Raw genomic sequence first — 24,508 nt, forward strand, 5'->3', positions numbered from 1 at the left:
GTTAATCAGCATAACCGATAATGTTCATGTTCAAATACAAAAGGGCTCAGAGAGCCCTTTTTTTTATTTAAGCCAGTCAGAGTTATTCTTCATCGTAGATGGTTGGAATAGGTCGGCGCTTATGTTGGGTCGCTTTGTAAATGCCTACAATACGCTCGATGACTTGCTCTGACACCGTTTTGCCTTCCAGAAAATCATCAATATTTTCATACGTCAGCTGAAGTGCTTCCTCGTCAGCCTTTTGTGGCGCAAGTTCTTCAAGGTCAGCGGTTGGGACTTTGTGTACCAGCAGTTCAGGTGCACCGAGGTGATCCGCAAGCTGACGGACCTGACGCTTATTGAGGCCAAAGAGCGGGGCAAGGTCACAGGCTCCATCACCGAATTTGGTGTAGAAACCGGTAACATTCTCTGCTGAGTGATCGGTACCCAGTACCAGACCACGTACCAAGCCGGCAATTTCGTATTGTGCAATCATACGGGTACGCGCTTTTACATTTCCCTTCACGAAGTCAACCGTACCGTGACATTCTGGAATCAGGCCTGTTCCTTCGAGCGCGTTCAGAGTGCTGTCATGGGTGCCATCAACACCGTCTTTAATGTTGACGCTGACAGAGTGAGTTGGCTTAATGAATGAAAGTGCGAGCTGCGCTTCATCTTCATCCTGTTGTTCGCCATATGGCAGACGTACAGCGATAAACTGATAATCACCGGTTTGTTCTTCGGCGTTGAGTCTTTCAACGGCTAGCTGAGCCAAGCGCCCACAGGTTGTCGAATCGACGCCGCCACTGATTCCCAGAACCAGTGACTTGCATCCTGATTGCTTGAGTTTCTTTTGAATAAACGCGATGCGTCGGTTAATTTCAAAATCAACATCAATGCTTGGCAATACGCGCATTTCGTCGCGAATTAGCTGTTCCATAGTGATTGAATCCTCAGGGCGTTGCCCGTTTTGTAACCATATAGCGATGGTTCATGCCAAATATAGGTAAAATGCATTAAACCTTTGACAAAACTATGCGATAACTCTGTGTCAGGATCAATCCTCATGTATCAATTAAATGTATTTACACTCCGAACGGAATAAAAAAGGGGCACTCTCATCATGACTGCATCAATTGCCGTCTTCGGTAGCGCATTCAATCCACCGTCACTGGGGCATAAATCGGTTCTCGAACGGTTGGCTCATTTTGATCAAGTGCTGTTGCTTCCCAGTTATCATCACGCTTGGGGAAAGCAAATGCTTGACTATGATGCACGATGCGAAATGGTAGAGGCATTTATCGAGGATCTCGGGTTACCCAATTTGCAGCTCTCTCGCTTAGAGGAAGAGATTGCCTCTGAGAGTACGCCGGTTACAACCTTTGCGGTGTTGGAGGCACTGGAGCTGCTGCATCCCGATGCCAACCTGACCTTTGTTGTTGGGCCTGATAATTTTCTCAACTTTGGTAAGTTTTACAAGTCAGATGAAATTCTTCATCGGTGGCAGATACTTGCTTGCCCTGAAACCGTACCGGTACGCAGCACTAAAATTCGTGAGCACCTTATCAATAGTCGCAATTTCTCACATCTGACAACGGAAAAAGTCGCTAAGATGATTGTTAATAAAGGCTGGTACCGTTCGGGTTAGTCGATGGTGTGACAAAAACCGTACGCTCATCAGCCAAAGTGCCTGATTATTCTGTTATACGGTCATTGTTTTCTATGTTGGCTATGTCACTGATTGCTGGAATTACGCTTACGGTTTTGCCGGTTGAGGTTAAAACCTGTTTTGAACTTGATGATCATCAGTTACAGCAACTGGCTGCTGATGAAAGAAAAGCTTACCTTGCTAATTGCGACGTGTTGATTGCAAATCGCTCCTCTACGCTGACCTCTAGCGCCAGTGGTCGCCCGGAATCGGGACGACCGAACCAGACGTTACTGTGGACGGCAGACAGTGGCGATATCACTTTCTGGGATAACTGGTCAGGTGAAACGGCTTCACCAGTGTTATCGTCCAGTTCAAATACCAACTTTTACGGTCTTGGTTTTTGGATGCCAGCGATCTACGAGGAAGAATCGGAAGATTTTGCCGATTGGGTGAAGAATCACGGCGTCCAGATGAGTTTTGGCGTTGGAGGGGAAAACAGCACAGCACCCAGATTTCGCTTTGATTATCGATGGCACGATGACAACAAATGGGATGATGTCTACTTTCAGGTTGAAATCCCATTTCAGTAAGCAAGCCTGTTAAGCAGAGTAATGACAGACAGGCTTGAGTTGCTTAACTGGGCATAATACCGGCGGCTAATATGACATTCGAGCGAGGGGGCTATGTACAGTGTCCCTTGGCTTAAAAGACACTATTAAAGTGACTGACCCAAAATCGGCTGTGCCATTGCAGCGATAATTTCAGCTGGCTGTTTTAATGCCTTTGCAATTTGTTCCAGCTTCCGGCCTGAACGCGATAATTTGAATGCTTCACGCATTAAAATGCATGATTCAATCTCTTTGACTGAATAACCAGTAAACTCCTGAATTGAAGTGGCTGATGCCAAATCCGTTACACTTTGCCCATTCAGAATTTGTAACAGTGCAAGCGTTGAATGCTTATCTAAACCTGGAGCTGTTGTCTTGCTCTGAACGCTCAGTTTAGCGGCCTGATCGGCCATCACCCGCAATAAATTCCCGCTTTCGCCTTCAAGTTTTAATGGCTTATCCAATTTCGCTATGACCGTGAGTTCATCGCAGACGGCTTTGATCAAGGCATTAACCCTAAAATAACCTGCTTCACGGCATAACGGGGTCGTCAGACGGGCTGAATAGGCCATCATACGATATTGTGTTTCCGGTAGAACTGTTATTGCATGCAGACAGTCAAAAGGGACGTAAAAACCAGCTCCGGCTTTCACGGCATATTCCTCTTTACCTAAGCGCACAAAGGCACAGCCCTGGGTGACCATCAGCATAAACGAATGATGGCTTTTGCGGCGTGAGCCGACTGTCAGAAAGTGGTCGTGATGAAGGCTAAAATCAATGGCTTGTTTCATAGTGGTTCTCTGGCAAAAAAGCAGGCACATATTGTGTTGTTTTGGCGTCAGCGTCAACCGAACAGCGCTGATGTGCGTTTAAATGGCGATTTTTTGCAAAGAAATGCCAGCCATACGATAGAAAAATTAGTCAATAGTCAGTAAAGTGGCTGAAATTAAAACAGAAAAAATCTGGTAAGACCTCCAACCATTGAAGGAGTGGAGGGATGTCATTGGGAAAACGCCTGAATGTGCGTAAAATGTCGCAGTTTTTTTCGATAGACGAAGCAGTATTGTGCAGACCAATAACGATATTTATAAAGAAATTCGTCCTTACAATGACGATGAAGTGAGCAGGGCGATTAAACGCCTGGTTAACGATAAAGAATTTATCTCCGCTATCCTGAATTACCGTTTTCCACAGCTATCCGGCGCATTCGGGTGGCTGCTGACGCCGTTAATCAAATTTTTCCTGATCCGTAAGTGGTCGAATGTAAAAACTGTCGATGATGTTCAGCGTCAGGTTGCGAAATACATGAGAGCAACCATTGATCATTCCTGTGATGGTGTTAGCCATTCAGGGCTGGATAAACTGGATCCAAATCAGTCATACCTGTTTGTTTCAAATCACCGGGACATTGCGATGGATCCAGCGATGGTTAACTGGTGTTTGTATAACAACGGTTTTGACACCGTGCGCATTGCTATCGGTGACAATCTGCTGAAAAAGCCCTGTGCAACGGAAATGATGCGCTTGAACAAAAGCTTTATTGTGAAACGGTCGGCCAAAGCGCCGCGTGAAATGATGAAAGCATTGGGACTGTTGTCGGGCTACATATCACATTCTCTCGAAACGGGTCATTCAATCTGGATTGCGCAAAAAGAAGGGCGAGCCAAAGACGGTAACGATAAGACTGATCCAGCGATTCTGAAAATGTTCTACATGGAAGGCCGCAAACGGAAAATGGAATTTGGTGAGTTCATGTCTCAGCTGAAGATTGTGCCGGTGGCTATTTCTTATGAGAATGATCCGTGTGATATCGCTAAAGCGAAAGAGCTGTACCAAAAGCAGACAGAAGGCAGCTACGAAAAAGGTGAGTTCGAGGATATCGAAAGCATTATTCAGGGCATTGTGGGTGAGAAGCGCCGTATTCATGTTAGCTTTGGTGACGTCATTCAAGGTGGCGTGGACACACCAGACAGTCTGGCGGAAGAAATTGACCGTCAAATCACCGCAAACTACCGATTGTTCCCTGCTAACTTCATTGCTGCTGGCATTGAAGATAAATCAGCAACCGAGGCTGAAAAAGCGCGCTTTGAAGCTAAATTTGCAGATTTGCCTGAAGGTGTCGTCGACATTCTGAAGCAGATGTACGCGCTTCCGGCGAAGAAAAAACACCATATGGCGTAATCGACGTAATCACTGTTACTGGCCTATACCGTGTTTTTCATTAAGAAGATAGTAAAAAACAGCAGCCTTAGCTGCTGTTTTTTTATGTTAATTAGCTCGGCTACAAGGACTCATTGATGAGTCTACTAAGTAAAGGCTTTGTTAAACAATGCCGTATATTTACAAAGTAGTTGCCATACAAAGGGGCAAAAAAGCGGGCTTTAAAATTGCGGCTCAGTGTTTGGGCTCAGGGTTCTGACGATCGATTTTGGTGAGACAATTTCGACTCTGGTAGGTCGGCTGTCCATCGTCGCTTCAGTACTGCCAGCGGCGACAACTTGAATTCTTTCTTCCTCAATCCCAAAAACTGACGCTATATAGATTGCCACGCTGAATGCTCGTTCATATGAAATGGCAACGTTCTGATCTTCATCGCTGAATTCATTGCCGTGTCCGACCACAATGACGTAACTGTCAGGGTGCTGACGTAAGCGAACAGCAATTGGGTCGATTTGAAGTTGTTGTTGTACGGACAAATCAAAAACCTGCGGCTCAAAATACAGGGTTTGCCTGAGTTCAGGCAGTTCAGTCAATAACACTTGTGCATCGGGGACGACTGGCCGTTCATCAGCCACGGTCGGAGCCGCATCTTTTGGCGGGGCAATCGCTTTTTCAGGATCGGTGCCACAGGAGGTAATTCCGAGTAGACTGCTCGCAGCAATCAGCAGCACCCAAATAAAGCGTGAATAACAATACATAAGATGATCCCGCTTAGCTATTCAGCAAACATCGCTCAGTAAACATAACATCGGTATCTTAGTATTTAGGTTTAGTTGATTCGCGACAGATCACAACTGCAGGATTGAGAACAGCTGGCCTGACTCGGCTTCAGGTCAGCTGATTGATTGCATGTAAATTGGTTTTCCTGAAGTCGCTTATTGGTTGTCCGTCAGTACAGGATTGGGCGTTCTGTAAGGAGAGGTAGACATACGGTCTGCCATAAAATCAATAAATGCCCTGACCTTAGGTGCAAGATATTTCCGACGAGGATAAACAGCATAGATTGGCAGCTCAAGATCGGCTTTCCACTCTGGCAAAAGATGAATCAGTTCCCCGTTTTCCAGTTCGTTCGTCAGAAGATAGGTGGCCAGGTAGGCAATGCCTAAACCGGATTTGGCCGCATCAAGCACTGCAGGGGCATTGTCAATACGGTAATTTCCGCGCGCTCGTACTGATTGATGCACGCCATCGCGAGTAAACTCCCAGTTGACGTATTTACGCTCCCGGCTCTGGTAAGTGATGCAATTGTGCTGGCGCAAGTCACCCGGTACTTTGGGCGTGCCATGTGCTTCGAGATAGGCCGGTGAAGCCACAACCATGAAATGGCAGTCGGCAAGGCGTCGGGCAACCATGCCTTCCGGTGGGTGCTCATGAATTGCCACCCAGCAGTCAAAACCTTCTTCAAGCAGGTTGGGGCGATGATCAAACAAGCTGACTTCCAATTCGAGTTCTGCATGTAGCTTTTGAAATTCAGCCAGCAGCGAGGTGATGTGCATATTGCCAAACGACTGCGCAATTCCGATACGAAGTACTCCTTTGATTTCATTCCGGTAACCGGCAACCATCGCTTCGGCTTCGTTGACTGTATCGAGAAGTTGTTGGCCATACTCTGAATATTGCAAACCAATATCTGTCAGCGCGACCGTTCTGGTGCTCCGCTGAACTAATTGGCAACCAAGCCGCTCTTCCAGATAGCGGATTTGTTTACTGACTTGAGACTTTGAAATCCCAAGTCGCTCTGCGGCACGGGTAAAGTTTTGTTCATGGCCAACGGTGGCTAGAATCACCATCTGTTGCAGATTTTCAAGCATAGCTTCAACCAACTTCATGTTAATGAAAGAATTATACCACTGAATGATAATGCGGGAAGAGATTAACCCTATGCATAATGCCAAAGGGTGACGGTGTCACGCTTTGGTTATGTGATATTTCCAAACCCATTCGTGTGAGATCTGAACAGGTTGGGGGGATTTGAAACGGTATTAAAGGCATTGATAAGTATCATTAAAACAAACGATTTTATCGCTGGGTACGTGCTCTATATTATTTAGCCTCCATGAAGGAGGAACTATGGTATACGTTTTGTGGCAATTCTTTCTGCTAGGTCTCTACAGCTTTGGTGGTCCTGCTGCACATATTGGGTATTTTCATCGTGAATTTGTACAAAATAAAAAATGGTTGACTGAACAGGATTTCACTCAAGCTGTGGCTTTATGTCAGTTTCTGCCAGGACCAGCTAGCAGCCAGTTAGGGATGTATATTGGCTATCGACGGTCTGGGTATCTGGGGGCAATCGCTGCATTTGTGGGATTTACCACTCCGTCCTTCTTACTACTGACATTTCTGGCGATTGGAAATCAGCATTACCAGAATGTACCTGTTGTTGAAACTGTTATTCAGGCCGCCAAGCTCTTAGCCGTGATAGTGGTAGCAGATGCTTTGTGGGGAATGGTAAAAAAGAATCTGACCACTCGGTTAACGGGAATGATAGCGATACTGTCAGGTTTTGCCGTTATGCTGACAACAGGATTGTTAGGACAGGTGATGCCGATTATTTTAGCGGCCATTTTGGGTTACATCGTATCGGTAAAACGGCAGGCATCTACGTCGCTCAGCCATGCTCCTGAATCTATATACACTGACACACAGAATATTCGTCCTCATTGGGGGATAGCCGCTGTTTTTGCGGCAGGTTTATTACTACTACCTGTACTGGCAGCGTCTTCCGCTTGGCTGAATTTGTTCAATGTGTTTTATCAGGCTGGGAGCTTTGTTTTCGGTGGCGGACATGTTGTTTTGCCGCTACTTGAACCAATGCTGCAAGGGATGGTGACAGCAGACACTTTTCTTAGCGCGTATGCATCAGCCCAGCTCGTTCCTGGCCCTATGTTTACAATGGCTAGTTATTTGGGTGCGTCGGTCATGGACACATCTCCAATAGCTGGAAGTTTGATTGCTACGATCGCTATTTTTCTGCCTGGATCACTGTTGCTGTTTGCATTTCTTCCTGCCTGGAATGCACTTGTTAGCCATCCCAAGCTTAAAGAATCTATCAGTTTTGTTAACGCGGCTGTGGTGGGCTTGCTCGCGAGTGCATTCATCTCACCGGTTATCTCGAGTTCAGTGATTACGGTTTTAGATGTATTTGCTGTTGTTTTCGGGCTTTATTTGCTTAAGTGGCGTCATGTACCTGTATGGGGACTAATTATTCTGCTTTTTGCCTATCAATGGGTGATGAATTACATATTGATGTAGGAAGTGAAAGCCGTGATACGTTTATAGCCATCTTGAGTCATATCAGGATGGCTATAAATAACACACCTAGCGCACTATAACTTTAATTGTGTCTCTAAAAATATATCCACAATTGATACAAACAGTAAGCTATGTAACACGTGAATATAGCCTGATTAAGCTGAAATTAAGCATCCAAACCGTACAGTAGGGTCACCCATCTATCATTCTGCGCAACGCCATGACAATAAAAAGAAAAGTTCGACCAAACCTGACCAACTACGATGTGATTGAAATGGTCCAGCATGAAATCCGAGAGTCAGAAAGACGTATTTTTCGTAAAACCATAATGGCTATTTTTACCGGAGTGCTTTGTATAGTCCTCTTTATCTACGCTTTTTTCACGATTCAAGGCGGTGTTGTGAGGGACTATGCCGCAGAAGCGATGCGAAAAGCTTTTGAAGCAGAAAGAGCCGTTCACATCATTGACGAGGCAGCCGGAACGAATTTCTTAGATCAAGCCCAGGGACATCAAAAATAACCCTTTACTAACTTGCACATAGAAAAAGACCGCGCATTGCGCGGTCTTTTTTAGATTTGGATGACCAGACTATGGTTCTTGATAAGCAGCTCAGGTCTTGCTGTTTTGAGAACAGACTGTTTAAAGTCTTTTTCATCTAAGCGGTAAACAGGTTGAGACAAGAAGAATTGGCCAACGATTTCAACAATCGGGGACAACAGTTGCTTGCTGGGCAAGTTGAGCGTATTAGGCTCAATATCCAATTTTTCGACCTCAAGATCTTTCAGGAATATCGCACCTTCGCTTTTGTCATAGAAAGGGATAGCGCTGAAATTGACATTGAGTTCGATCTCTTGCGGAGCCTGACCATAGATAGAAACTTTGGCAAATGATTTAGCTTCTAAGTTCACTCTGTCATCAGAAATCCGGCCGATGCCGACTTTAACATCTTCAAATTTTACTTTAGCGTGAGCCAGTCCTTTTACACCTACAGAGCGCTCAAACCCTGTTTTTTTATCGAGGTACTGCTGAACTTCCTGCTCAGTGACACTGTAACTTGCACAGGAGGACAGTAAAACCATCGCCATTACTGGAAAGATAAAAGATAAAAACTTCACAACAACAATCTCTAGCTGAAAGGGTTCGCCATAGTATCAGAATAATTTCAGGCAAATGTCATGTTATGTTCGAGACGTATTGATTGCATGTTTTACATACAATGCTTGAATTCTTTTTTGTACAACTCGTTGAGTTGGCGGTGATACTTCTCGCTCTTTTTCAGATCATAACCGGCACGCATCTTTTTCTGAATCTTCTCGATGGACGCTCGGGTTTTCTGACATTGCTTTTCATTTTTACTTTTCTCTGCATATGCATTACCAGACATCAATAGACACAAACAACAGAGAGCCATAGCAAGAGAACGTTTTGAACCAGACATAGCAATACCTCGACAAGTAATAGAGATATTGCACATCATAATTTCCTGAAACTCTGATGGGAGAGTTTGAGAGCAGAGCTTCGAGTGATTTAACGCTTTTGAACGCCGCGCCTAAGCACGTTTCATGAAAAATGGTTACGATAGAATGAAATAGAGAAAGTACCAGAATGGTACTTTCTCTTCAGATCAGACTCGTTAGCACACCCTAACGTTTATTACGCTGTTTCTGCGAACAACACTTCTAGGTCATAGTTCTCACGACAAAGTGCATTTTTGAGTTTTTTCAATGAACTTACCTGAAGCTGACGAATCCGCTCGCGGGTTAATCCGACTTCATCGGCAACCTCTTGAAGTGTTTGAGCTTCGTATCCCAGTAAACCAAACCGGCGGCACAGTATTTCCCGATCACGAGCATTCAGGCTATCTAACATGGTTGTCGCCAAACGTGTAATGTCATCCTGATCCATCTCGCTGTCGGGTTTACCACCGTCATGATCTGCAATGAATGCAGATATAGTCTGTGAGTTACTGTCCTCTGAGATTTGTTGGTCAATTGACACAACAGGGGCGTCGTAAGCCAGTACACTTGAAATTTCGTCAACAGAACGCTGCAGTTTTGCCGCAACTTCTTCGTGGGTTGGCTCCTGATTGGTCTGCTTCATCAATTGTCTGTATGTACGAAGAATGGTGTTGATTTCTTTTGAGACATGCACAGGCAGGCGAATAGTACGCGCTTGATTGTGTATAGCACGCTCAATAGTTTGTTTGATCCACCAAGTCGCATACGTAGAAAAGCGGAATCCACGCTCTGGGTCAAACTTTTCAACAGCAGTGATCAGGCCAATGTTTCCTTCATCAATCAGATCACTCAATAACATACCGCTGTTACGGTACTTCTTCGCGATACTGACCACCAGGCGCAAATTACTTTCAATCATTGTTGCTTTGGCCGCCAGATCACCAACCAGGCTTTTTCGGCTGTACAGGATTTCTTCGGTCTTGGAAAGGAGCGGTTTGTGCGCAATTTCTTGAAGATACAGATGGATTACGTCAGCATCAAAGCCATTCATATCTTGTGATTTGATATCCATATCTTACCCCCGAATAAAAAGTTGAGAGGTTGCTACTGCTTTCTCTTTGTAGTAACAAGTTCACACTAACATGTTCATTTTTCTTATACCATGAAGGAATGGTTAAAATTTGAATAAAAGCAACTATCTACTGAAACTGATTATTGACTAGGCAGGAAAATTTGATTCATTGTCTAACTTATATTTTTTTGTATTAACATTTAACATATTTAAAGCAGATCTATCCCTAATATTGTCAATTAACAGTACTGAACTGATTTTGGCGTATAGTGTTACTAACTGATACATATTTCTAAATGAGAATAAAAATATGATTCCTATCAATACCTCAGTGGTATCTGGTGTTGTTCTCTCAATGTTTAGTAATAAATACAGAATGTTATTACTAAAGAGGACAGGAGAGGGTTACTGGTGTCATGTCGCAGGAAAAATAGAGAATGGAGAATTGGCCTGGGAAGCTATGGTCAGAGAGCTCCGAGAAGAGACAAATATTGAAGCAAAAGACCTTTATAACGGTGAATATCAGCAACAGTTCTATGATCCATCTCACAATCAAATCATGCTAATTACCTGTTTTGCTATATATTGTGAACCCGAACAGATAGTTCATCTGAACGAGGAGCATACAGATTATAAATGGTGTGATTTAGAAGAGGCCAAAGCCTTGGTACCATTTCCTAATCAAAAGAAATTATATGATCACATTTGGCTTAATTTTGTTGAAAGTAGACCACCAGACCATTTAAAAATAAATGTTTGTTAATTAACATTATTAAATTCAATGCATGCTTTTATTGGTGGTGCTCACCCTCAAACTTTGCATCAGACAACGTTGATATATCACAATCAATATAAACTTTTGATATCGTTGGAATCACTGATGAATACACAGTTATTTCATCAAGTAAATAGTGTGAGGCTCGGTCACAAAAAACAATAGTGATTTTTGGCAGAAAGAAATAGTTGTAATACTCTCCACAACAAGGACAACATGTAGATGTGTTTGATAATGCATCAGAAATAGAAGGGGATGAACGCATTGGATAGCCCTAAAACAGTGCATCTCATGTAAGCATAGTTACACAAACCATTTTGTACAACTTTACAGGCATGTTGTAAGCGCACCAAATTTCATCTTTAAAGCTGCACCATATCGATAGCAGAGTAATGACTTTCATTATCTTTAGCTCACCCAAACCTTGAACATAGCTCTTCTGATGAATTCACTTTAGAAAGGCGATACTGCGTTCCAAATAGGTCTAATCTCTGACATAAAGACGGTTTCATGACATGAAAATGGTAATAATGTAATGGTTCCCTGAGGAACCATTACATTAAAAGGCTATTTATATTTTTAACGTCGTTCTATTCGAGCATTGACCAGCTTGTTTACATTACAATCCAGGAAAATGGTCGAAAAAATTTTTCTTTCGTCTGGTAAATCAGCCACTTCATCCAGTAATGACTGCTGAACGTCATCACAGAACATAACTGTCATTTCAGAGAATAGAAAAAAACTGTAGTACTCGCCACAACAAGGACAGCATGTTGTACAACATGGCGACGCATCGAATGTAGGGTTCGACTGCATAGCGTGTACTCCAAAAGTAAGTTGCTTGATAAGCATAGGTTCCAGAAGTGTTATATACAACATTGTTAATAGCTGGATGGGTATCGTTTTACCAAACTCCAACTCAATGTCTCAAAAAGTGTGAATGTATAAGTATGCTATTCAATGTGATCACGTGTGCCATCGGTAATCGAATGTCGATTCGGTCGCACGTTCATTTGGTGGACAGTGGAATCACCGATGTAAACCAGCATCAGCATACACTACTAGGATCTTAGCCTTCGAGTTAGTCATGGTGGGAATCAGAACCAGTTTACTGAGACAATCGGGCCGGTGGATAAAAGTCAAAGTTTGTAATTTTAACGTCTCATCATGACGATGACTGCCAGGCTGGCCACGTGTTAAAGAAACCTAACTCGACCGAAAAAATTGTCGTGGACTCAGATTAAGTCGACGAGCTCCAAATACAGCAAAGAAAGCGTGTTTTGAAGCTAGAACATCTAACTTAATCTTACTGGCTAAGTGCGCATTATGGTCCTTTATGTTAAACAGTGTTCATAACGCGATATGATGTTTCTTTTAAGAAACATGACTCATACCTATCAACGTAGAAAAATTACAGACAATCTGATTTTCCGGATGTACAAATGCGGTTTATCCATAGAAGAAACAGCGGAATTATGTTTTAAATCCGTGAGGACTGTCACAGAATGGGATAGGGGGAAACCAATTCCACCTGAGTGTAAGAGGCTCATGAAACTTTATTCAGGAAGAGAACTTGAGCCTCTTCATGATGAATGGCGTGGTTGGCGAATTATGAAAAACGAGTTAATCACACCAAATGGTTGGACATTAACACCAGACAGGGTAATAGCTGGCAACGCCCTCCTAGAGATCGATGCGGAACATGATAGACAGGCGAAAGCAACAATAATTAAAGCGGCGAGAATGATTCAAAGGGTAAGATATAAATAAAAAGCCCCGAAAGGGGCTTAAAGAGATTCAATATCCTTGGGTTGTGGCGTTGGCGCATTGTTTGGATTATTCCGCACAGCAGCAAACCATTCATTGTCAATCCCAGTAGCTCTTAGACACAAATCTTGATACTTCAAGGCAATAAAAAAAGTAACAGCGGCAGCTAATCCGGCAATCAAATTTAAATGAGATATGAAACATAATGTAGCAAATAACAAAGGATACAAACCAATATCATTTATTTGTTTGTATTTATTGCTATTTATCAATAAAGCCACGTTTTTTTCAGGAACTTTGTACTTAGAAAATATCCAAAATGTCATTGTTTTAATAGTGAATATTGGAAAAGATATTGAAAATGCCACTATGGAAAAAGTTATAAGAGTTGTTATGTTTTGTTCTGGAACATTTGTCATAACAAGTAAAGCAGTTGCACAGTATCCAGTAATAGCTGCGTAATACCATTGATATCCTTGAATAAAATTCATATACCGCTCCTTTTATAATATCTATTACTTACATAAATCAGTATGTGCAATATTAATAACAGTAGAAACCTTATTAATTATTTCAGCACAGCCCCGAACAAAATCATCATCTACATCAATCAATACCATGATTTCAGAAACATCTCCTTCATCGAAAAAACTTTCATCATATTCTTTTACTCTAAAAGGCAATTGTTCCTTCTTCTTTAAAAGTGCTTCGTAACTACGTCCTTTGCCATGTTTGAGTACATTGATTGCTAGATAAAAGTCATCAAATCGTTCTTTTAATTCTAATTCACCTAAGTCTACAAGTGTTTTATTTGCAACTTTGAATCCATCTTTACAGGAGAATATATCCTGTACATAGGCTTCAAAAATGGAAAAAGCTCCAACAGCTAATATAACTTTTTGAGTTTGGATAACTTGAATAGCCTTGATTGAGGAAGTGTCTGATTGAGTATCTAAGACATCAATAATCTTAGAATTTCTAACCTCAAGAGCTTGAAGTGTGCTTTGCACACAGGTTTCCACAATTTCAGTAAAATTATGCAAAAAACCTCCAGTAATGAATACGGAAAAGACCTGAAAACTTCACTTATCTTTCAGAAAAACAGTAACCTTAGAATGTATTAGATAAGCATGCGCAGCAAGACCTTCAATTAGAGCTGAACAGGTATCATGATAAGGTTGTAAGAAATGGTTATTAATACGGTATTCTAGAATTTCGACATGATACGCAGAATTTTTAGGTGAAAAGTAAAACTTTATATCATCAGAATAACTGTTTTCACTTTTTGGTAATTCAGCATCTGAATAGATTCTGTCTATGATTACACCCAAATCATTAATTACACCTCCGTTATGAACGATAATATGTCTTAATTTTGAAATAAGGCTCACTAAATAAAGAAAGTTTGTGCCATTTTCATTATTTCTTTCAATATTTTTAAGGTCAGGAATTTTACTCCTGAAGTACTTTAATATTTCCTTTGTGTTTTTTTGTGATCTGGCCTTATCCAGATAAAAACTGTAATCTTTACCAACTAAATCAGAATGATATATTTTACCAAAATCGGATAGTGGCCATAGCTCACTATTAGAATAGCCAACACATGCATATAATTCTTCAAGGAAATCTTCGTAATATTCATATGCTTCAACTAACAGCCATAAATACTGCTTATTCTTCTGATATAAAGTATGTTTTATAGACTCATCAATATTAACTGACATTCGACCAAATGTTATACTTTCACCGTCTATCGGTGATGTAAATCTCATACTATGATGAGATGATAAAATTTCTGTGGGTAAAGTGCTTTTTGAAAAATTTTCTTTACGCTTTAATAAGTCATTATAAATTTCAGTAGTATGAGATTGAACAATGTTTTTATAATATAAAATATTGGTTACCCTAGAACTGAATTCATTATATGCATTTTCAATATTGTTGTTTTTCATATATCACCTAAAATTTAGTGACTTTATAAAAGTCGTACTCGCCAATATGAGACTTCATAGATTCTGCCAACTCATTGCGAGATTTAATTAGTTTGTTCCAATCATTTGAAAAATATTCACTAGCTTGCCATATATAAGTAATTTTATGTTCACTTTTAAGGGCTTTATCAAATATTTCGTGATAACAATTGGAATATTCGTCAAACTTAGATTGAACTGTCTTATTTGCACATAGTTTTATAATTGCGCTTGAATTAGATAGCTCACCATCTAACTCACTACCATAAATTTTTGACCTTAAAGTTGACTCTAATGTTTTAAGTACGAAAATATAGTTTTCCTCTAATTTTTCTTGATTTCTTACGTGTTCTTTATGAATATGTTCTTGCTCTTTTGATACATTGTCTAAAATCCATTTAATAAACACACCTACCAAAGTAGCCAATGTTGTACATATGGCAGTGATAACTACAATCGTTAGTTTTTCCATTAGAAGCCTATCAAATATCAATTGCGAACATAAACATAAATACTTACACATGTTTGAAGGTTCGTTTTGGTGCTTAAAAACACTACGTAAAACACCTATTACGTTAAATAGCCGATTTCACATGCAAAAATCTCGACCTTGACTAGATAACGTACACCAGTGCGCATTATTGCACATAAAAACCATGAGATCTGTACATGATAGTCGTGAAAATTAGTTACAAATCTGACGCAAAAATAGAGCGTGAACAGAGGGAATCAAACTCATTACGATTTGGTGCTAAAGCTGCTGAAAGTATGGGTTACAACACTTGTGGGCACCATTGGTGCCCATCATTAGCGTTCTAGTTTGGAGTTGATGGGGCAATTGTTGAGATGGCGTGCTTGTACACAAACTGACGATCGTCATTCGAGTTTTTGAGCACAATAATCCTTTCGTCAAAATTCTCGATTTGGCCTTGCAGTTTGACACCGTTAATCAAAAAGATAGTGACGGCCGCATGGTTGCGAACCAAAGACCTGAGAGCGGACTCTTCCAAATCATCATCACTGGCGTATGACAAGTTCGGTGTAACAGACACAAGAAGTAAAGCAAGAGCAGGTAGAGTTAATCTAGCAATTCTAGTCATTGGCACATCCTCAGAATTTAGCCTAGGAAACTTTACCAACCAGTCAGGAAAAGATTAGCACAGCCATGAACACCCCTTAGTACAAATGAGTCTATTGGCCATGTGTTCAGAGCGGCATTTGTTGTACAGCCCTGTGATATGGTTAACCGAGATTAAATATACCTCCTAAAGGGAAATCATTTATGGCCAATTCAGACCAGGTCACACCAACAGAAATACGCGACATAGAAGAGAAAGTTTTAGGGAAGTTAAAGGACGAAGTGTGGAAATCTGCTATCGAGTTAGCAAAACACCGCTACGTTCCCGAACAGCAAACACTTAAAGCCAAGATAAAAGAGCAAGAAGAAGAACTAAGGCAAATACGAATGAAGCTCGAGACAGAAGAAGCTAGAGTAAATCAGTTACGTTTAGAATTAAGAGCTGCTGAAAATGATGCGAGCAGATATCAACGTGAAAGGGACAATGCACGAGAGCACATTGTACTAGTTAACGACCTGTGTTGGAGCAAAATACTGGAAAGAAAAACAAAAAGTAGTCCTTCAAATGTTAACAAACCAGTGGCCAACAAAAGGTTGGGCGCGTAAAACTAGCCGTTATTGACACTTGGGGGGCATCCCATCTAGAAGTGGCCCCTCAAATGTCAACAAACCAGTGGCCATCAAAAGGTTGGGGCGCGCAAAACTAGCCGTTATTGACACTTGGGGGGCAACCCATTCAGAAGTGGCCCCTCAAATGTCAACAAACCAGTGACCATCAAAAGGCTGGGGCGCGCAAAACTAGCCGTTATTGACACTTGGGGGGCATCCCATCCAGAAGTGGCCCCTCAAATGTCAACAAACCAGTGGCCATCAAAAGGTTGGGGCGCGCAAAACTAGCCGTTATTGACACTTGGGGGGCAACCCATTCAGAAGTGGCCCCTCAAATGTCAACAAACCAGTGACCATCAAAAGGCTGGGGCGCGCAAAACTAGCCGTTATTGACACTTGGGGGGCATCCCATCCAGAAGTGGCCCCTCAAATGTCAACAAACCAGTGGCCATCAAAAGGCTGGGGCGCGCAAAACTAGCCGTTATTGACACTTGGGGGGCAACCCATTCAGAAGTGGCCCCTCAAATGTCAACAAACCAGTGACCATCAAAAGGTTGGGGCGCGCAAAACTAACCGTTATTGACACTTGGGGGGCGCACACTCGCTTGTATTCAGTTGTCTCCGACTATCAATGACAACACTCGCTTTGCTATCAGTTCTCCCCATATTAATGGCTTGGCAGGATGAGGAGGCGGCGCACTTTTTATTTTGTTCGGGCTCGGCCAGTTTGAGCCGGTGAAAATATCAGGTTTCGAGCTGTGGCCTTAGTATGCCTTTGGCATAGCGCAATGTACCGTGTGAGTTCTTACATAGCGCTCGTTTCTGTCACTTCTTGTGTTTCAAATGGGTTCAATTTAGTTATGTTAAAAATCTCAGATGGCGAGGCTTCACTCGGCAATATTGCTTCAGGTACAAAACGCCCCCCACAAGTCAATGAATAGTTAAATTCTTGCCCTTTTATAGTGGCGCTGCACATTGAGCTTGGCACGACTGCAAAATTGTAATCCAGGGGATAAAAGGGTTTATGGTCAGCGCCATTTATCGCGTATTCATAGCGAATCACCCCTTTAGATACATGTTTCACTGTACCGCTAATATAAGAGCCCACAACAACGGAAGGCACGCGGTTTACTACTTTCGCTGTTTTCTCTGGTACGGATGCAGGGGCGGGCTCCGAGCTGTGTAAGAAATACCACAGCAGAAAAAGCGAAAAAAACAGCAAAGCCATATGCTTTAGATTAAATGACCATTTAAACTTTTCTGGCTTTTCCCCATTTTTCGGCGCTTCTTCCTTGTACCATTGATTGAGGTATGAAGCTGGCAATATAGAGTAGGTGGCACGCATATCGACAATACTACCGTCATTTTTAACCATCTCATCGGGTAGGAAAATTTGTTCAGTATCATAAGACTTAAAGATGCTTTTCAGTAAGACGCCTTGTAATACCCACTTATCGACTTTGATTTTACCGTTGCCGCGATAGGTAACACTCGCAGAGTGTACCTTTGGTAAGCGGCCCCAATGATCATTGAAAACGTTGAGTATGCGACCGATGAAAGGCACAAAGGCACGGTCAGAACGCTGGCACTCGACGACATGTTCGAATAATTCTCGGGTCTGGTTATCAACCGAATCAACTGATTGCGCCAAATAGTAGACATGCCAACGATACTTCCGGGCCTGTCTTAACCAGGCGATACTTGGCAGGCGAGTCTTATCATTCCAGTTCCTGGAGTTCATCCAAATGCTGATCTCATCCAGTACAATTACTCCGAACTTTGATTCATCAATCTTTTCGCCTTCCTTTTTCTCACAACCATATCCAATCGCCTGGAAGTCGACAAAACGGGGATAATCAGGCAGGCGAGTGATAGGGATATTGTTCTCTGGATTTGATACGAGGTGCTCAGGAAAAATATCAAGATTTGTCGCCACCCGGCAGCCATTGTTCACCGCATCCTGAATTTTAGATACCGCCTGTAATCCCTTACCACTTCCTTTAAAACCAACAACCGCGAAATCAGCCATGGCAACACCTCAATTATTTAAACAAAATGGACTTCATATTCATGTACTTGTATTGCGCCAGGAATGCCCACATAACGGCCTTACTTGAGAAGTAAAAACTCATAACGGTAGTCACGCCGCTTGGCAGCATTGCATTAAGTTCACTAAATCCAAGGCCAATATTGCTGGATACCATCCCCAAGGCTGAGTTGATTGCAGAGAAAAAGCCCACAGCTAAAGCAAAAAACATGGTGGAGTACAGAGTGAAGTAAGCGACTTTTTTACCCATTCTCTCAATAAGCCACTTGATAGCTTCGTATAGGGCATAGCCAATAAAATATGGCATGACTTAAACTCCTGTTGTCACACGTAAGTAGATAACTTTCGCATCATTGAATATGGCAATACCACACCAGGCCCACATGACAATGACCAGAAACTTATTGAGTACATCCAGTGCCCGGCAGTGATCTTCAATGACGCCAGTGACGCCAAATATTGTGATTTGGAAAGTAGGGCACTTATCCGCAGCATTTGAGTTAAAGACATTTTCTAATGGATTGCTGAATACTTGGCCGTCTAGTGGATTCGATGAGTCGTTAAGAATGTTATCAATTTCAGAGTAGATACTGTCTACAGCTCCACGTTGCTCATCCAGTAACCCTTGCAACTCAGTGCCTTTAGCCTCAGATTCTTGCTTATAGCCATCTAACACACCCTTTAACTGCTCTTGGGTTAAGCCTTCAAAAGTACCCTCACCACCAGAAGCACTGGCTAATGCTTCTTGAATGCCATCCAATTTTTCACCTAGTTCAGCAGTATTGGATTCAACAGCGTCGCGCACAGAAACAACATCCCCAGCCAAAGCTCCAATCAAAGCATTTTGGCCGTCAGTTAGTGCGGCAATGGCTGAGGTTTGGTTAGTGATATTCTCCTGGACGAACTCTAAATTTCTGACCACATCCTCCCGAGTGTGGGTCAATTCAGTCTTTATTTCTTCCAGGTGCCCGGTGTTCGTAACAGTGCTGGTATGAATTTTATCAAGCGTTTCATTGCCGGAATTGATGCTACTTTTTACGTCGTTGATAGCCTGAACAACTTCTTTCGCATCGGGGTCAGGATTGGGTTCAGGAGGAGTCGAATCCAGTTCACAGTGATGAATGATTTTCTGAGTATCTGCATCACAGGAACCCGTAAATGTACCGCCTTTAGACTCACAAGCCTTACGGAAGGATTCAAGCTCTGTGGTAGCTTCCGGTGTATCACAGAAACCTGATGTTATAGGTGGCGGTAGATCGCCTTCGGTTCCATCACAGCTTTCACCAGTGAATGTTGCTTCAAAAGAACATTCATTTGTTCCTTCACCCCAGCAGATACCCGCTTGAAGATTGGCTTTACAGTCACGGTCTTTAACGCAAACCTGCTTAATACCCGTTCCACCTTGGCCATATATTGTTGTTGTTTCACCTGCATATGCTTCACACTTGTCGGGCTCTGGCCCAGTCTTGCAAGACGGCAAATCAGAAACACCAGGTGCTATTGCAATTGAGCACGATAGCATTGCTACTGAAATAAGCTTACCAGGATAAAACTCAACAGAGCCTTCCTTGTTTGGGTCATACTTTTCATTTGGGTAATAGGCTTGGAATTTAATGTAATTCTCACCATGGCCGCTTACGTATTCAAAATGTGAGCACCGGCTCCCTTCAGATTCACATTCAAGCCCCGCAATATAATTTGCATCAGAGCTAACTTTCTTCAAAGAGGCACTGTAGTAATAACTTCCATTAGGCGCAATATAGGATTGTGCATTCACAGATAGTGAAAAAAACGTAACAATAAAAAGGAGAGTGAGCCTGAACATAATCACCCCAAGAGTGCCATGTAAAAAACACATCATTTGATAAAAAGGAATAAAATACTTTTGGTAATTATTATGAATGTGTAACTATAAAAAAGGTGGAAATTAATCCACCTTCAAATATCAAGCTAAATAAAATTAGCTTGCCTTACTGAAGAATTTCTTCGCAATGCCAAGTGCAATAGTCCACCCTTGAGAAGCGACCATGATCGCGATAGCAGATGCACCTAAACCAGCAATAAGCGTGAGAATAGCCTCTTTTAGAGAATCAAAGTCCGTCGCACTAGGGCCTGCGCCATTTTCCGCCGTTGCCATCGCCATACCAGACGAAATAAGAACAGTTGTAGCAACGGCAATATTTTGTTTAGAGAAGTATTTCTGCATGAAGTTTTTCATTACATTTTCCTTGTTTAATAGGCAGACAGTGTGAATGCCTTTGATACGAATCCGGCTATAACGCCAGAGCCAAAACCGATGAATGAAATTAAGGCATACCAAGTCAATGGGTCTGATATATTCACTGTTATTTAGATACCTTAAATCCAACCAGAAAAAACACAGCCAACAGTAATAGTGAACTTGATACAAACATGTATTGTTCTGATGTATATACTTGCGAATTAATAACAGGCTGTGTTGATTTATCTATAATCACATCTAGGGAGGAATTTAAACAGCCATCAGCAAACTGACCATCCAGTTTATACGTGCCTTGTTGAATCTGTTTTGCATCATCATAAATGCCATTCAACGTACAATAAATATCAACGATATTATAAGAACTAACATCATAAATTCCGTTGCAAAGTCCATCTGAAAATCTCCAGGTATACGTTGAATTTTGAAGTTCACAAGGCAGCATAATTAAGTCCAGTCAGTTAAGCTGTTGCTTTAGCCTGGTTATCCGAAGACGGGATACCCAATAGGTTCCATCCGCTGAATGACACATGTTTGCCACCGTCACCAGCAAAGGAACGTTCTGTATGCTGAATCTTAAACTCAGCCTTTTTATCAATTAATTTTTTCAGGTCCGCACCGCCACCCATAGAATCCCAAAGGTCAGGGGAGACCCGGCACTCAATCACTTCTGATGGCTGAAATAGTTGTAAGCGGACGATACCTGAATCACGGCTTTCGCCTGTATTCGTGTTGGTATTGGTTTTCTTCTCGATATCGTCAGAATCATTAATACGGGCAGTAACAATCATGATTTTTCCTTTTAGTGACAGTTATTGACACAAGTCCAAGAATGAATCGGCCTGACCTACGTCATGGGCTACGCCCACGAACGCAGGCCATTCCGACTCATCAAAAGCCAGAGCGGTCAGTTCATCGACACGCTCCAAATAATTCTGGTATTGCTCGTATTGCTCATCGGCCATACGATGGTATTCCTGCTCACGCTCCAGAGCTTCAAAGACATCTGTAACGCCGGTCATGATGCGCTTAGTACCACGAAGGAACGTTTCCTTGTTTTCGGTTTTCCAATTGCGAGTACGGGTAGCCAAGAATGCCGCCCGGAAAACTACGCCAACAACACGCGCACCGGCCACATCGCCATAGCGGGTTTTAGAGGCTAGGGAAGCTGTGTATTCCTCGCCCCATTCGTCAATGAGCTTTTCCATGATTTGTGGCACTTGGTATACAGGGCGAATCGTTTGGTCTTGGCGACGAACGAAAACACCGCCCATTGCTAAACAAAACGCTTCCCAGTCGGAGGCATCCGCCGCACGGCGAACGTTTTCGAGCGTTAGCCATTCACCGGCATCAAGGTGTTTAAACACGGCGTCATCCTCTTTAAATTCTTCTCTCAAGCGGCGCAGTTCACGCCAAACAGTGACCGATGGCCCACCAATGAATTGAAACTGGCGCAGACCATTAACACGCGCCCAGGTAACAACACGCTCTGCCGCACTTAAGCCGTCCAGTTCAGTCGCCAAATCGGTCGGGATATGTTGACCATCAATATTCTTTGATAGGTACTTAGCGACATAGCCAACGGCAGAGCCTTTCGACCAGTCAATGGATTCCGTTTTGAATCGGTATGTATTTGCTCCTGGCTCATTAGGTGAATCAGCCATTGCCGCCGCACGAAATGCATTTGTTACCGCGTCACGGTGAGCGGGAGCCATAAACAGCAACACATGCCAGTGTGGGCAACCATCCGCATGAGGTTCGACGACACGCAAGCCGTAGACCTTAATCCCAGCCTTATCGATGGCTTTGCGGAAATTGTTAAACACACTGGTCATATACTGATGCGCATCCCGAGTTGTCGGGCGACCCGCATCGAGCCAGGCTTGATTGATCTTGCCCTTAGAAACAGAATGAAAGCGGCTAGGGCACGTCGGCGTGTAGAACATGGCAACATGGCCACAAGATTTGGCAATATTCTCGAAACCTTTCAGACGCACGAACATTTCTGCCCGGCGGATTTCAGGATTAGAGATAGATTTGTTGGACAGCTCGTACAAAGAGAACCAGTTCTCAGCATCATCTTCATCGTAAGCAACCGTGTTTTTCAACATGTCGGCATTATCAGCATCACGTTGACGACGACGAGTCAGCGAAAAATTCGAGCAATACGCTTGACCGTGTTTGTGTACCAGCGTCAGGTCACGGGCAACACGTTCAATTTCTATTGCAGCACGTTTACGCAAAGCACGACGCCACCAAAGCTCATTCGTGGCTCGGTTAATCAGGCTATTCAATTCGCCATTTTCCTCAGCCTTCTTGATTTGCTCGGGACGAAAGGCCAGGCCGTAATCCGCAAGAATTTCGCACACACGCTCAAACGCCTTAGCTTCATCATCAATTTTCGCCACCTGGCGCATCACCTGAGTAGATTTGGATTTAGCAAAATCGCAAAGCTCTTCATCAGAAGCGGTATAGCGAAACTCCATCTTAGTTAGGCGCTTGCTGGCTGCCTCAAGTGCACGCATCGCTTCAAGTTGGCCGACCTTTTTGGACATATTCAAATACGCACGAGACATCACCGGACCAAAAGCACGGTGCGGCTTGGTTAACCGAATCACATCCATGCAAGGTGAAGCAAAAGAAGGTTTGATATTGTCCGAAACATCATAAGAATGAATCGGCTGAGACAATGCTTGACGGCGAAGGAACGCTGCTGCGTAATCACTATCAGGACGGGTATGGTCGACATAACCCGGTAATGGCACAGCATTAGCAGTATCAGGGCGAGAGTACGACGAGCAAAGCGTTTGAGCGTGCAGAAAGTTGACGTACTCATACGAATCAGTTGCTAAGTCATGTACCAAAATACGCTTTGTCATGTGAGCCTCAGTGCTTGTCAGTCACGATTTGCCATGACTATAAACACGGGTACTCGTGACTGCAAGACACGCCAGAACGTGACTTTGACGCTACAATGATGGAAATATTGGAGGGGTTATGTATCAGACAAAACTGCTAGACAGCTACAAAACTGCGAAAAACTACATACAAGACAAGCAAATTGCAGCTGATTTGGGGCTACCTAAACAAAGAATCTCTGAAATGCGCACAGGTAAACGCTATCTGTCTGATACTGAAGCAGTTTTTCTAGCACAAGAATGCAATATTGACCCGAAAGAGGCTTTAGTGGCAATTCACGCTGACCGCACTCAGAACAGCAGCGTTAAGGCTTTATGGGAAGAGATTGCAAAAAAGCTAAATAGCCAAGGATTTCAAACATTTGGGATTGGATTTTCGGCCATTTCCTTGGCTGGATTTGGTCAGTTTAGAGTGATAGCTCAGTGCGCATTATGTACCATAGGGTAAAACTAAAAACGCCCCGATTAAGCGGGGCGCCCTTCATGCAACGCATTGATTAAGCGTGGGTTTTCATATTTATCTTCAAGGAGGCTGTGAACTACAATTTGATCATTAATTCCAAGTAAATCAGCTATTTGGAATGCCATATCCCAGTCCATAGAATTCAATTCTTTTCGCCATTTGTACAGGCGAGACTCACTAACGCCTAACTTCTTAGCTAGTTTGTACTCTGAAGCCAAAGAATACTTGGATTTCACCATATCCAATAATTCATTTGTGTAAGTCATTCTGACACCGTCGAAATCCCTTGAATTGTTAAATAATAGGCGATCAATTTGATCATTCCCATACCCGCGGCCACGTTGTGTAAAACCAAAAGTTAAGTAAGAATTTGTTTGCATAAAAAACACACTTGCTTGT

The 24,508-nt window shown here is 42.7% G+C and carries 29 protein-coding genes; 9 read left to right on the forward strand and 20 right to left on the reverse strand.

The genetic code is table 11. The features are described 5' to 3' along the window. Positions 1-82: 82 nt before the first annotated feature. Entirely contained in the window at positions 83-919 is an 837-nt protein-coding gene (nadE, locus tag FH974_RS20385; RefSeq protein WP_047884257.1) for an ammonia-dependent NAD(+) synthetase, read from the reverse strand. A gap of 183 nt (positions 920-1,102) precedes the next feature. On the opposite strand from nadE, the gene FH974_RS20390 reads away from it, so the two are divergent. Continuing rightward, the gene (locus FH974_RS20390) at positions 1,103-1,627 is read left to right on the forward strand and encodes a nicotinate-nicotinamide nucleotide adenylyltransferase (protein WP_047884256.1); all 525 of its coding nucleotides are present in this window, start codon (positions 1,103-1,105) and stop codon (positions 1,625-1,627) included. Positions 1,628-1,665: 38 nt separating this feature from the next. Next, complete coding sequence (locus FH974_RS20395) at positions 1,666-2,220, forward strand: hypothetical protein (RefSeq protein WP_207104174.1); 555 nt, start codon at positions 1,666-1,668, stop codon at positions 2,218-2,220. 125 nt (positions 2,221-2,345) lie between these two features. On the opposite strand, the gene FH974_RS20400 is transcribed toward FH974_RS20395, so the two are convergent. Beyond that, positions 2,346-3,029, reverse strand: coding sequence for a cupin domain-containing protein (locus tag FH974_RS20400; protein WP_047884255.1), 684 nt, complete (start codon positions 3,027-3,029; stop codon positions 2,346-2,348). A gap of 274 nt (positions 3,030-3,303) precedes the next feature. Between FH974_RS20400 and FH974_RS20405 the strand changes: the two genes are divergently transcribed. After that, entirely contained in the window at positions 3,304-4,419 is a 1,116-nt protein-coding gene (locus FH974_RS20405; RefSeq protein WP_207104175.1) for a 1-acyl-sn-glycerol-3-phosphate acyltransferase, read from the forward strand. A gap of 200 nt (positions 4,420-4,619) precedes the next feature. On the opposite strand, the gene FH974_RS20410 is transcribed toward FH974_RS20405, so the two are convergent. Together FH974_RS20410 and FH974_RS20415 are read right to left on the reverse strand one after the other, a co-directional pair. Next, the gene (locus FH974_RS20410) at positions 4,620-5,156 is read right to left on the reverse strand and encodes an OmpA family protein (RefSeq protein ID WP_053061747.1); all 537 of its coding nucleotides are present in this window, start codon (positions 5,154-5,156) and stop codon (positions 4,620-4,622) included. A gap of 177 nt (positions 5,157-5,333) precedes the next feature. Next, positions 5,334-6,269: a LysR family transcriptional regulator gene (locus FH974_RS20415; RefSeq protein ID WP_047884253.1), complete on the reverse strand. Its 936-nt coding sequence runs from the start codon at positions 6,267-6,269 to the stop codon at positions 5,334-5,336. A 259-nt stretch (positions 6,270-6,528) separates the two neighbouring features. Here FH974_RS20415 and chrA point away from each other — a divergent pair, with 259 nt between their 5' ends. Continuing rightward, a complete protein-coding gene (chrA, locus tag FH974_RS20420; protein ID WP_047884252.1) occupies positions 6,529-7,713 on the forward strand; it encodes a chromate efflux transporter in 1,185 nt (394 codons plus the stop codon). A gap of 220 nt (positions 7,714-7,933) precedes the next feature. Beyond that, on the forward strand, positions 7,934-8,233 hold the full coding sequence (locus FH974_RS20425) for a hypothetical protein (protein WP_047884251.1): 300 nt from the start codon (positions 7,934-7,936) through the stop codon (positions 8,231-8,233). 50 nt (positions 8,234-8,283) lie between these two features. Here the strand turns inward: FH974_RS20425 and FH974_RS20430 are convergent, their stop codons facing one another. From FH974_RS20430 to rpoS, 3 genes are all read right to left on the reverse strand, one after another. Continuing rightward, positions 8,284-8,829: a YceB family lipoprotein gene (locus tag FH974_RS20430; RefSeq protein ID WP_242551975.1), complete on the reverse strand. Its 546-nt coding sequence runs from the start codon at positions 8,827-8,829 to the stop codon at positions 8,284-8,286. 92 nt (positions 8,830-8,921) lie between these two features. Further along, positions 8,922-9,152 (reverse strand): hypothetical protein, encoded by a 231-nt coding sequence (locus FH974_RS20435; RefSeq protein ID WP_207104176.1) that lies wholly within the window; start codon positions 9,150-9,152, stop codon positions 8,922-8,924. Positions 9,153-9,367: 215 nt separating this feature from the next. Then, positions 9,368-10,243 (reverse strand): RNA polymerase sigma factor RpoS, encoded by an 876-nt coding sequence (gene rpoS / locus FH974_RS20440; protein ID WP_053061746.1) that lies wholly within the window; start codon positions 10,241-10,243, stop codon positions 9,368-9,370. A 310-nt stretch (positions 10,244-10,553) separates the two neighbouring features. On the opposite strand from rpoS, the gene FH974_RS20445 reads away from it, so the two are divergent. Then, on the forward strand, positions 10,554-11,006 hold the full coding sequence (locus FH974_RS20445) for an NUDIX hydrolase (protein ID WP_047884248.1): 453 nt from the start codon (positions 10,554-10,556) through the stop codon (positions 11,004-11,006). A 1,560-nt stretch (positions 11,007-12,566) separates the two neighbouring features. Beyond that, complete coding sequence (locus FH974_RS26245; protein ID WP_242551976.1) at positions 12,567-12,788, forward strand: DUF3653 domain-containing protein; 222 nt, start codon at positions 12,567-12,569, stop codon at positions 12,786-12,788. Between the two features lie 17 nt (positions 12,789-12,805). On the opposite strand, the gene FH974_RS20455 is transcribed toward FH974_RS26245, so the two are convergent. From FH974_RS20455 to hfq, 5 genes are all read right to left on the reverse strand, one after another. Further along, entirely contained in the window at positions 12,806-13,276 is a 471-nt protein-coding gene (locus tag FH974_RS20455) for a hypothetical protein (protein WP_207104178.1), read from the reverse strand. Positions 13,277-13,300: 24 nt separating this feature from the next. After that, a complete protein-coding gene (locus FH974_RS20460; protein WP_207104179.1) occupies positions 13,301-13,795 on the reverse strand; it encodes a hypothetical protein in 495 nt (164 codons plus the stop codon). Positions 13,796-13,867: 72 nt separating this feature from the next. Beyond that, positions 13,868-14,737, reverse strand: coding sequence for a hypothetical protein (locus FH974_RS20465; protein ID WP_207104180.1), 870 nt, complete (start codon positions 14,735-14,737; stop codon positions 13,868-13,870). 7 nt (positions 14,738-14,744) lie between these two features. Further along, positions 14,745-15,227: a hypothetical protein gene (locus FH974_RS20470; RefSeq protein ID WP_207104181.1), complete on the reverse strand. Its 483-nt coding sequence runs from the start codon at positions 15,225-15,227 to the stop codon at positions 14,745-14,747. A gap of 343 nt (positions 15,228-15,570) precedes the next feature. Then, positions 15,571-15,855, reverse strand: a complete 285-nt coding sequence (gene hfq, locus FH974_RS26370) for an RNA chaperone Hfq (protein WP_207104182.1) — start codon at positions 15,853-15,855, stop codon at positions 15,571-15,573. Between the two features lie 182 nt (positions 15,856-16,037). On the opposite strand from hfq, the gene FH974_RS20480 reads away from it, so the two are divergent. Beyond that, positions 16,038-16,439, forward strand: coding sequence for a hypothetical protein (locus FH974_RS20480; RefSeq protein WP_207104183.1), 402 nt, complete (start codon positions 16,038-16,040; stop codon positions 16,437-16,439). An 808-nt stretch (positions 16,440-17,247) separates the two neighbouring features. Here FH974_RS20480 and FH974_RS20485 read toward each other — a convergent pair. The 7 genes from FH974_RS20485 to FH974_RS20515 form a co-directional block, all read right to left on the reverse strand. Then, positions 17,248-18,471, reverse strand: coding sequence for a zonular occludens toxin domain-containing protein (locus FH974_RS20485; protein ID WP_207104184.1), 1,224 nt, complete (start codon positions 18,469-18,471; stop codon positions 17,248-17,250). A 13-nt stretch (positions 18,472-18,484) separates the two neighbouring features. Continuing rightward, positions 18,485-18,796 carry a DUF5455 family protein gene (locus FH974_RS20490; RefSeq protein WP_207104185.1) on the reverse strand — a complete coding sequence of 104 codons (312 nt, stop codon included), beginning with the start codon at positions 18,794-18,796 and terminating at the stop codon, positions 18,485-18,487. Positions 18,797-18,799: 3 nt separating this feature from the next. Beyond that, a complete protein-coding gene (locus FH974_RS20495; protein ID WP_207104186.1) occupies positions 18,800-20,314 on the reverse strand; it encodes a methyl-accepting chemotaxis protein in 1,515 nt (504 codons plus the stop codon). Positions 20,315-20,449: 135 nt separating this feature from the next. Then, positions 20,450-20,707 (reverse strand): hypothetical protein, encoded by a 258-nt coding sequence (locus FH974_RS20500; protein ID WP_207104187.1) that lies wholly within the window; start codon positions 20,705-20,707, stop codon positions 20,450-20,452. Between the two features lie 127 nt (positions 20,708-20,834). Then, on the reverse strand, positions 20,835-21,173 hold the full coding sequence (locus FH974_RS20505; protein WP_207104188.1) for a hypothetical protein: 339 nt from the start codon (positions 21,171-21,173) through the stop codon (positions 20,835-20,837). A 16-nt stretch (positions 21,174-21,189) separates the two neighbouring features. Beyond that, positions 21,190-21,519 carry a hypothetical protein gene (locus tag FH974_RS20510; RefSeq protein WP_207104189.1) on the reverse strand — a complete coding sequence of 110 codons (330 nt, stop codon included), beginning with the start codon at positions 21,517-21,519 and terminating at the stop codon, positions 21,190-21,192. A gap of 21 nt (positions 21,520-21,540) precedes the next feature. Further along, positions 21,541-23,607: a replication endonuclease gene (locus FH974_RS20515; protein ID WP_207104190.1), complete on the reverse strand. Its 2,067-nt coding sequence runs from the start codon at positions 23,605-23,607 to the stop codon at positions 21,541-21,543. Positions 23,608-23,725: 118 nt separating this feature from the next. Between FH974_RS20515 and FH974_RS20520 the strand changes: the two genes are divergently transcribed. Then, complete coding sequence (locus tag FH974_RS20520; RefSeq protein WP_207104191.1) at positions 23,726-24,094, forward strand: DUF3693 domain-containing protein; 369 nt, start codon at positions 23,726-23,728, stop codon at positions 24,092-24,094. Positions 24,095-24,111: 17 nt separating this feature from the next. On the opposite strand, the gene FH974_RS20525 is transcribed toward FH974_RS20520, so the two are convergent. Continuing rightward, complete coding sequence (locus FH974_RS20525; RefSeq protein WP_415721600.1) at positions 24,112-24,489, reverse strand: hypothetical protein; 378 nt, start codon at positions 24,487-24,489, stop codon at positions 24,112-24,114. Positions 24,490-24,508: the final 19 nt, after the last annotated feature.

The sequence above is a fragment of the Photobacterium ganghwense genome, assembly GCF_017329545.1.
Lineage (GTDB): Bacteria > Pseudomonadota > Gammaproteobacteria > Enterobacterales > Vibrionaceae > Photobacterium > Photobacterium ganghwense.

What these genes read in the sequence shown, in the direction of transcription:
- nadE (WP_047884257.1), bottom strand. Translation starts at nt 919, where the DNA reads ATGGAACAGCTAATTCGCGACGAAATGCGCGTATTGCCAAGCATTGAT.
- FH974_RS20390 (WP_047884256.1), top strand. Translation starts at nt 1,103, where the DNA reads ATGACTGCATCAATTGCCGTCTTCGGTAGCGCATTCAATCCACCGTCA.
- FH974_RS20400 (WP_047884255.1), bottom strand. Translation starts at nt 3,029, where the DNA reads ATGAAACAAGCCATTGATTTTAGCCTTCATCACGACCACTTTCTGACA.
- FH974_RS20410 (WP_053061747.1), bottom strand. Translation starts at nt 5,156, where the DNA reads ATGTATTGTTATTCACGCTTTATTTGGGTGCTGCTGATTGCTGCGAGC.
- FH974_RS20415 (WP_047884253.1), bottom strand. Translation starts at nt 6,269, where the DNA reads ATGCTTGAAAATCTGCAACAGATGGTGATTCTAGCCACCGTTGGCCAT.
- chrA (WP_047884252.1), top strand. Translation starts at nt 6,529, where the DNA reads ATGGTATACGTTTTGTGGCAATTCTTTCTGCTAGGTCTCTACAGCTTT.
- FH974_RS20425 (WP_047884251.1), top strand. Translation starts at nt 7,934, where the DNA reads ATGACAATAAAAAGAAAAGTTCGACCAAACCTGACCAACTACGATGTG.
- FH974_RS20435 (WP_207104176.1), bottom strand. Translation starts at nt 9,152, where the DNA reads ATGTCTGGTTCAAAACGTTCTCTTGCTATGGCTCTCTGTTGTTTGTGT.
- rpoS (WP_053061746.1), bottom strand. Translation starts at nt 10,243, where the DNA reads ATGGATATCAAATCACAAGATATGAATGGCTTTGATGCTGACGTAATC.
- FH974_RS20445 (WP_047884248.1), top strand. Translation starts at nt 10,554, where the DNA reads ATGATTCCTATCAATACCTCAGTGGTATCTGGTGTTGTTCTCTCAATG.
- FH974_RS26245 (WP_242551976.1), top strand. Translation starts at nt 12,567, where the DNA reads ATGAAACTTTATTCAGGAAGAGAACTTGAGCCTCTTCATGATGAATGG.
- FH974_RS20455 (WP_207104178.1), bottom strand. Translation starts at nt 13,276, where the DNA reads ATGAATTTTATTCAAGGATATCAATGGTATTACGCAGCTATTACTGGA.
- FH974_RS20465 (WP_207104180.1), bottom strand. Translation starts at nt 14,737, where the DNA reads ATGAAAAACAACAATATTGAAAATGCATATAATGAATTCAGTTCTAGG.
- FH974_RS20470 (WP_207104181.1), bottom strand. Translation starts at nt 15,227, where the DNA reads ATGGAAAAACTAACGATTGTAGTTATCACTGCCATATGTACAACATTG.
- hfq (WP_207104182.1), bottom strand. Translation starts at nt 15,855, where the DNA reads ATGACTAGAATTGCTAGATTAACTCTACCTGCTCTTGCTTTACTTCTT.
- FH974_RS20480 (WP_207104183.1), top strand. Translation starts at nt 16,038, where the DNA reads ATGGCCAATTCAGACCAGGTCACACCAACAGAAATACGCGACATAGAA.
- FH974_RS20485 (WP_207104184.1), bottom strand. Translation starts at nt 18,471, where the DNA reads ATGGCTGATTTCGCGGTTGTTGGTTTTAAAGGAAGTGGTAAGGGATTA.
- FH974_RS20490 (WP_207104185.1), bottom strand. Translation starts at nt 18,796, where the DNA reads ATGCCATATTTTATTGGCTATGCCCTATACGAAGCTATCAAGTGGCTT.
- FH974_RS20495 (WP_207104186.1), bottom strand. Translation starts at nt 20,314, where the DNA reads ATGTTCAGGCTCACTCTCCTTTTTATTGTTACGTTTTTTTCACTATCT.
- FH974_RS20500 (WP_207104187.1), bottom strand. Translation starts at nt 20,707, where the DNA reads ATGAAAAACTTCATGCAGAAATACTTCTCTAAACAAAATATTGCCGTT.
- FH974_RS20505 (WP_207104188.1), bottom strand. Translation starts at nt 21,173, where the DNA reads ATGCTGCCTTGTGAACTTCAAAATTCAACGTATACCTGGAGATTTTCA.
- FH974_RS20510 (WP_207104189.1), bottom strand. Translation starts at nt 21,519, where the DNA reads ATGATTGTTACTGCCCGTATTAATGATTCTGACGATATCGAGAAGAAA.
- FH974_RS20515 (WP_207104190.1), bottom strand. Translation starts at nt 23,607, where the DNA reads ATGACAAAGCGTATTTTGGTACATGACTTAGCAACTGATTCGTATGAG.
- FH974_RS20520 (WP_207104191.1), top strand. Translation starts at nt 23,726, where the DNA reads ATGTATCAGACAAAACTGCTAGACAGCTACAAAACTGCGAAAAACTAC.
- FH974_RS20525 (WP_415721600.1), bottom strand. Translation starts at nt 24,489, where the DNA reads ATGCAAACAAATTCTTACTTAACTTTTGGTTTTACACAACGTGGCCGC.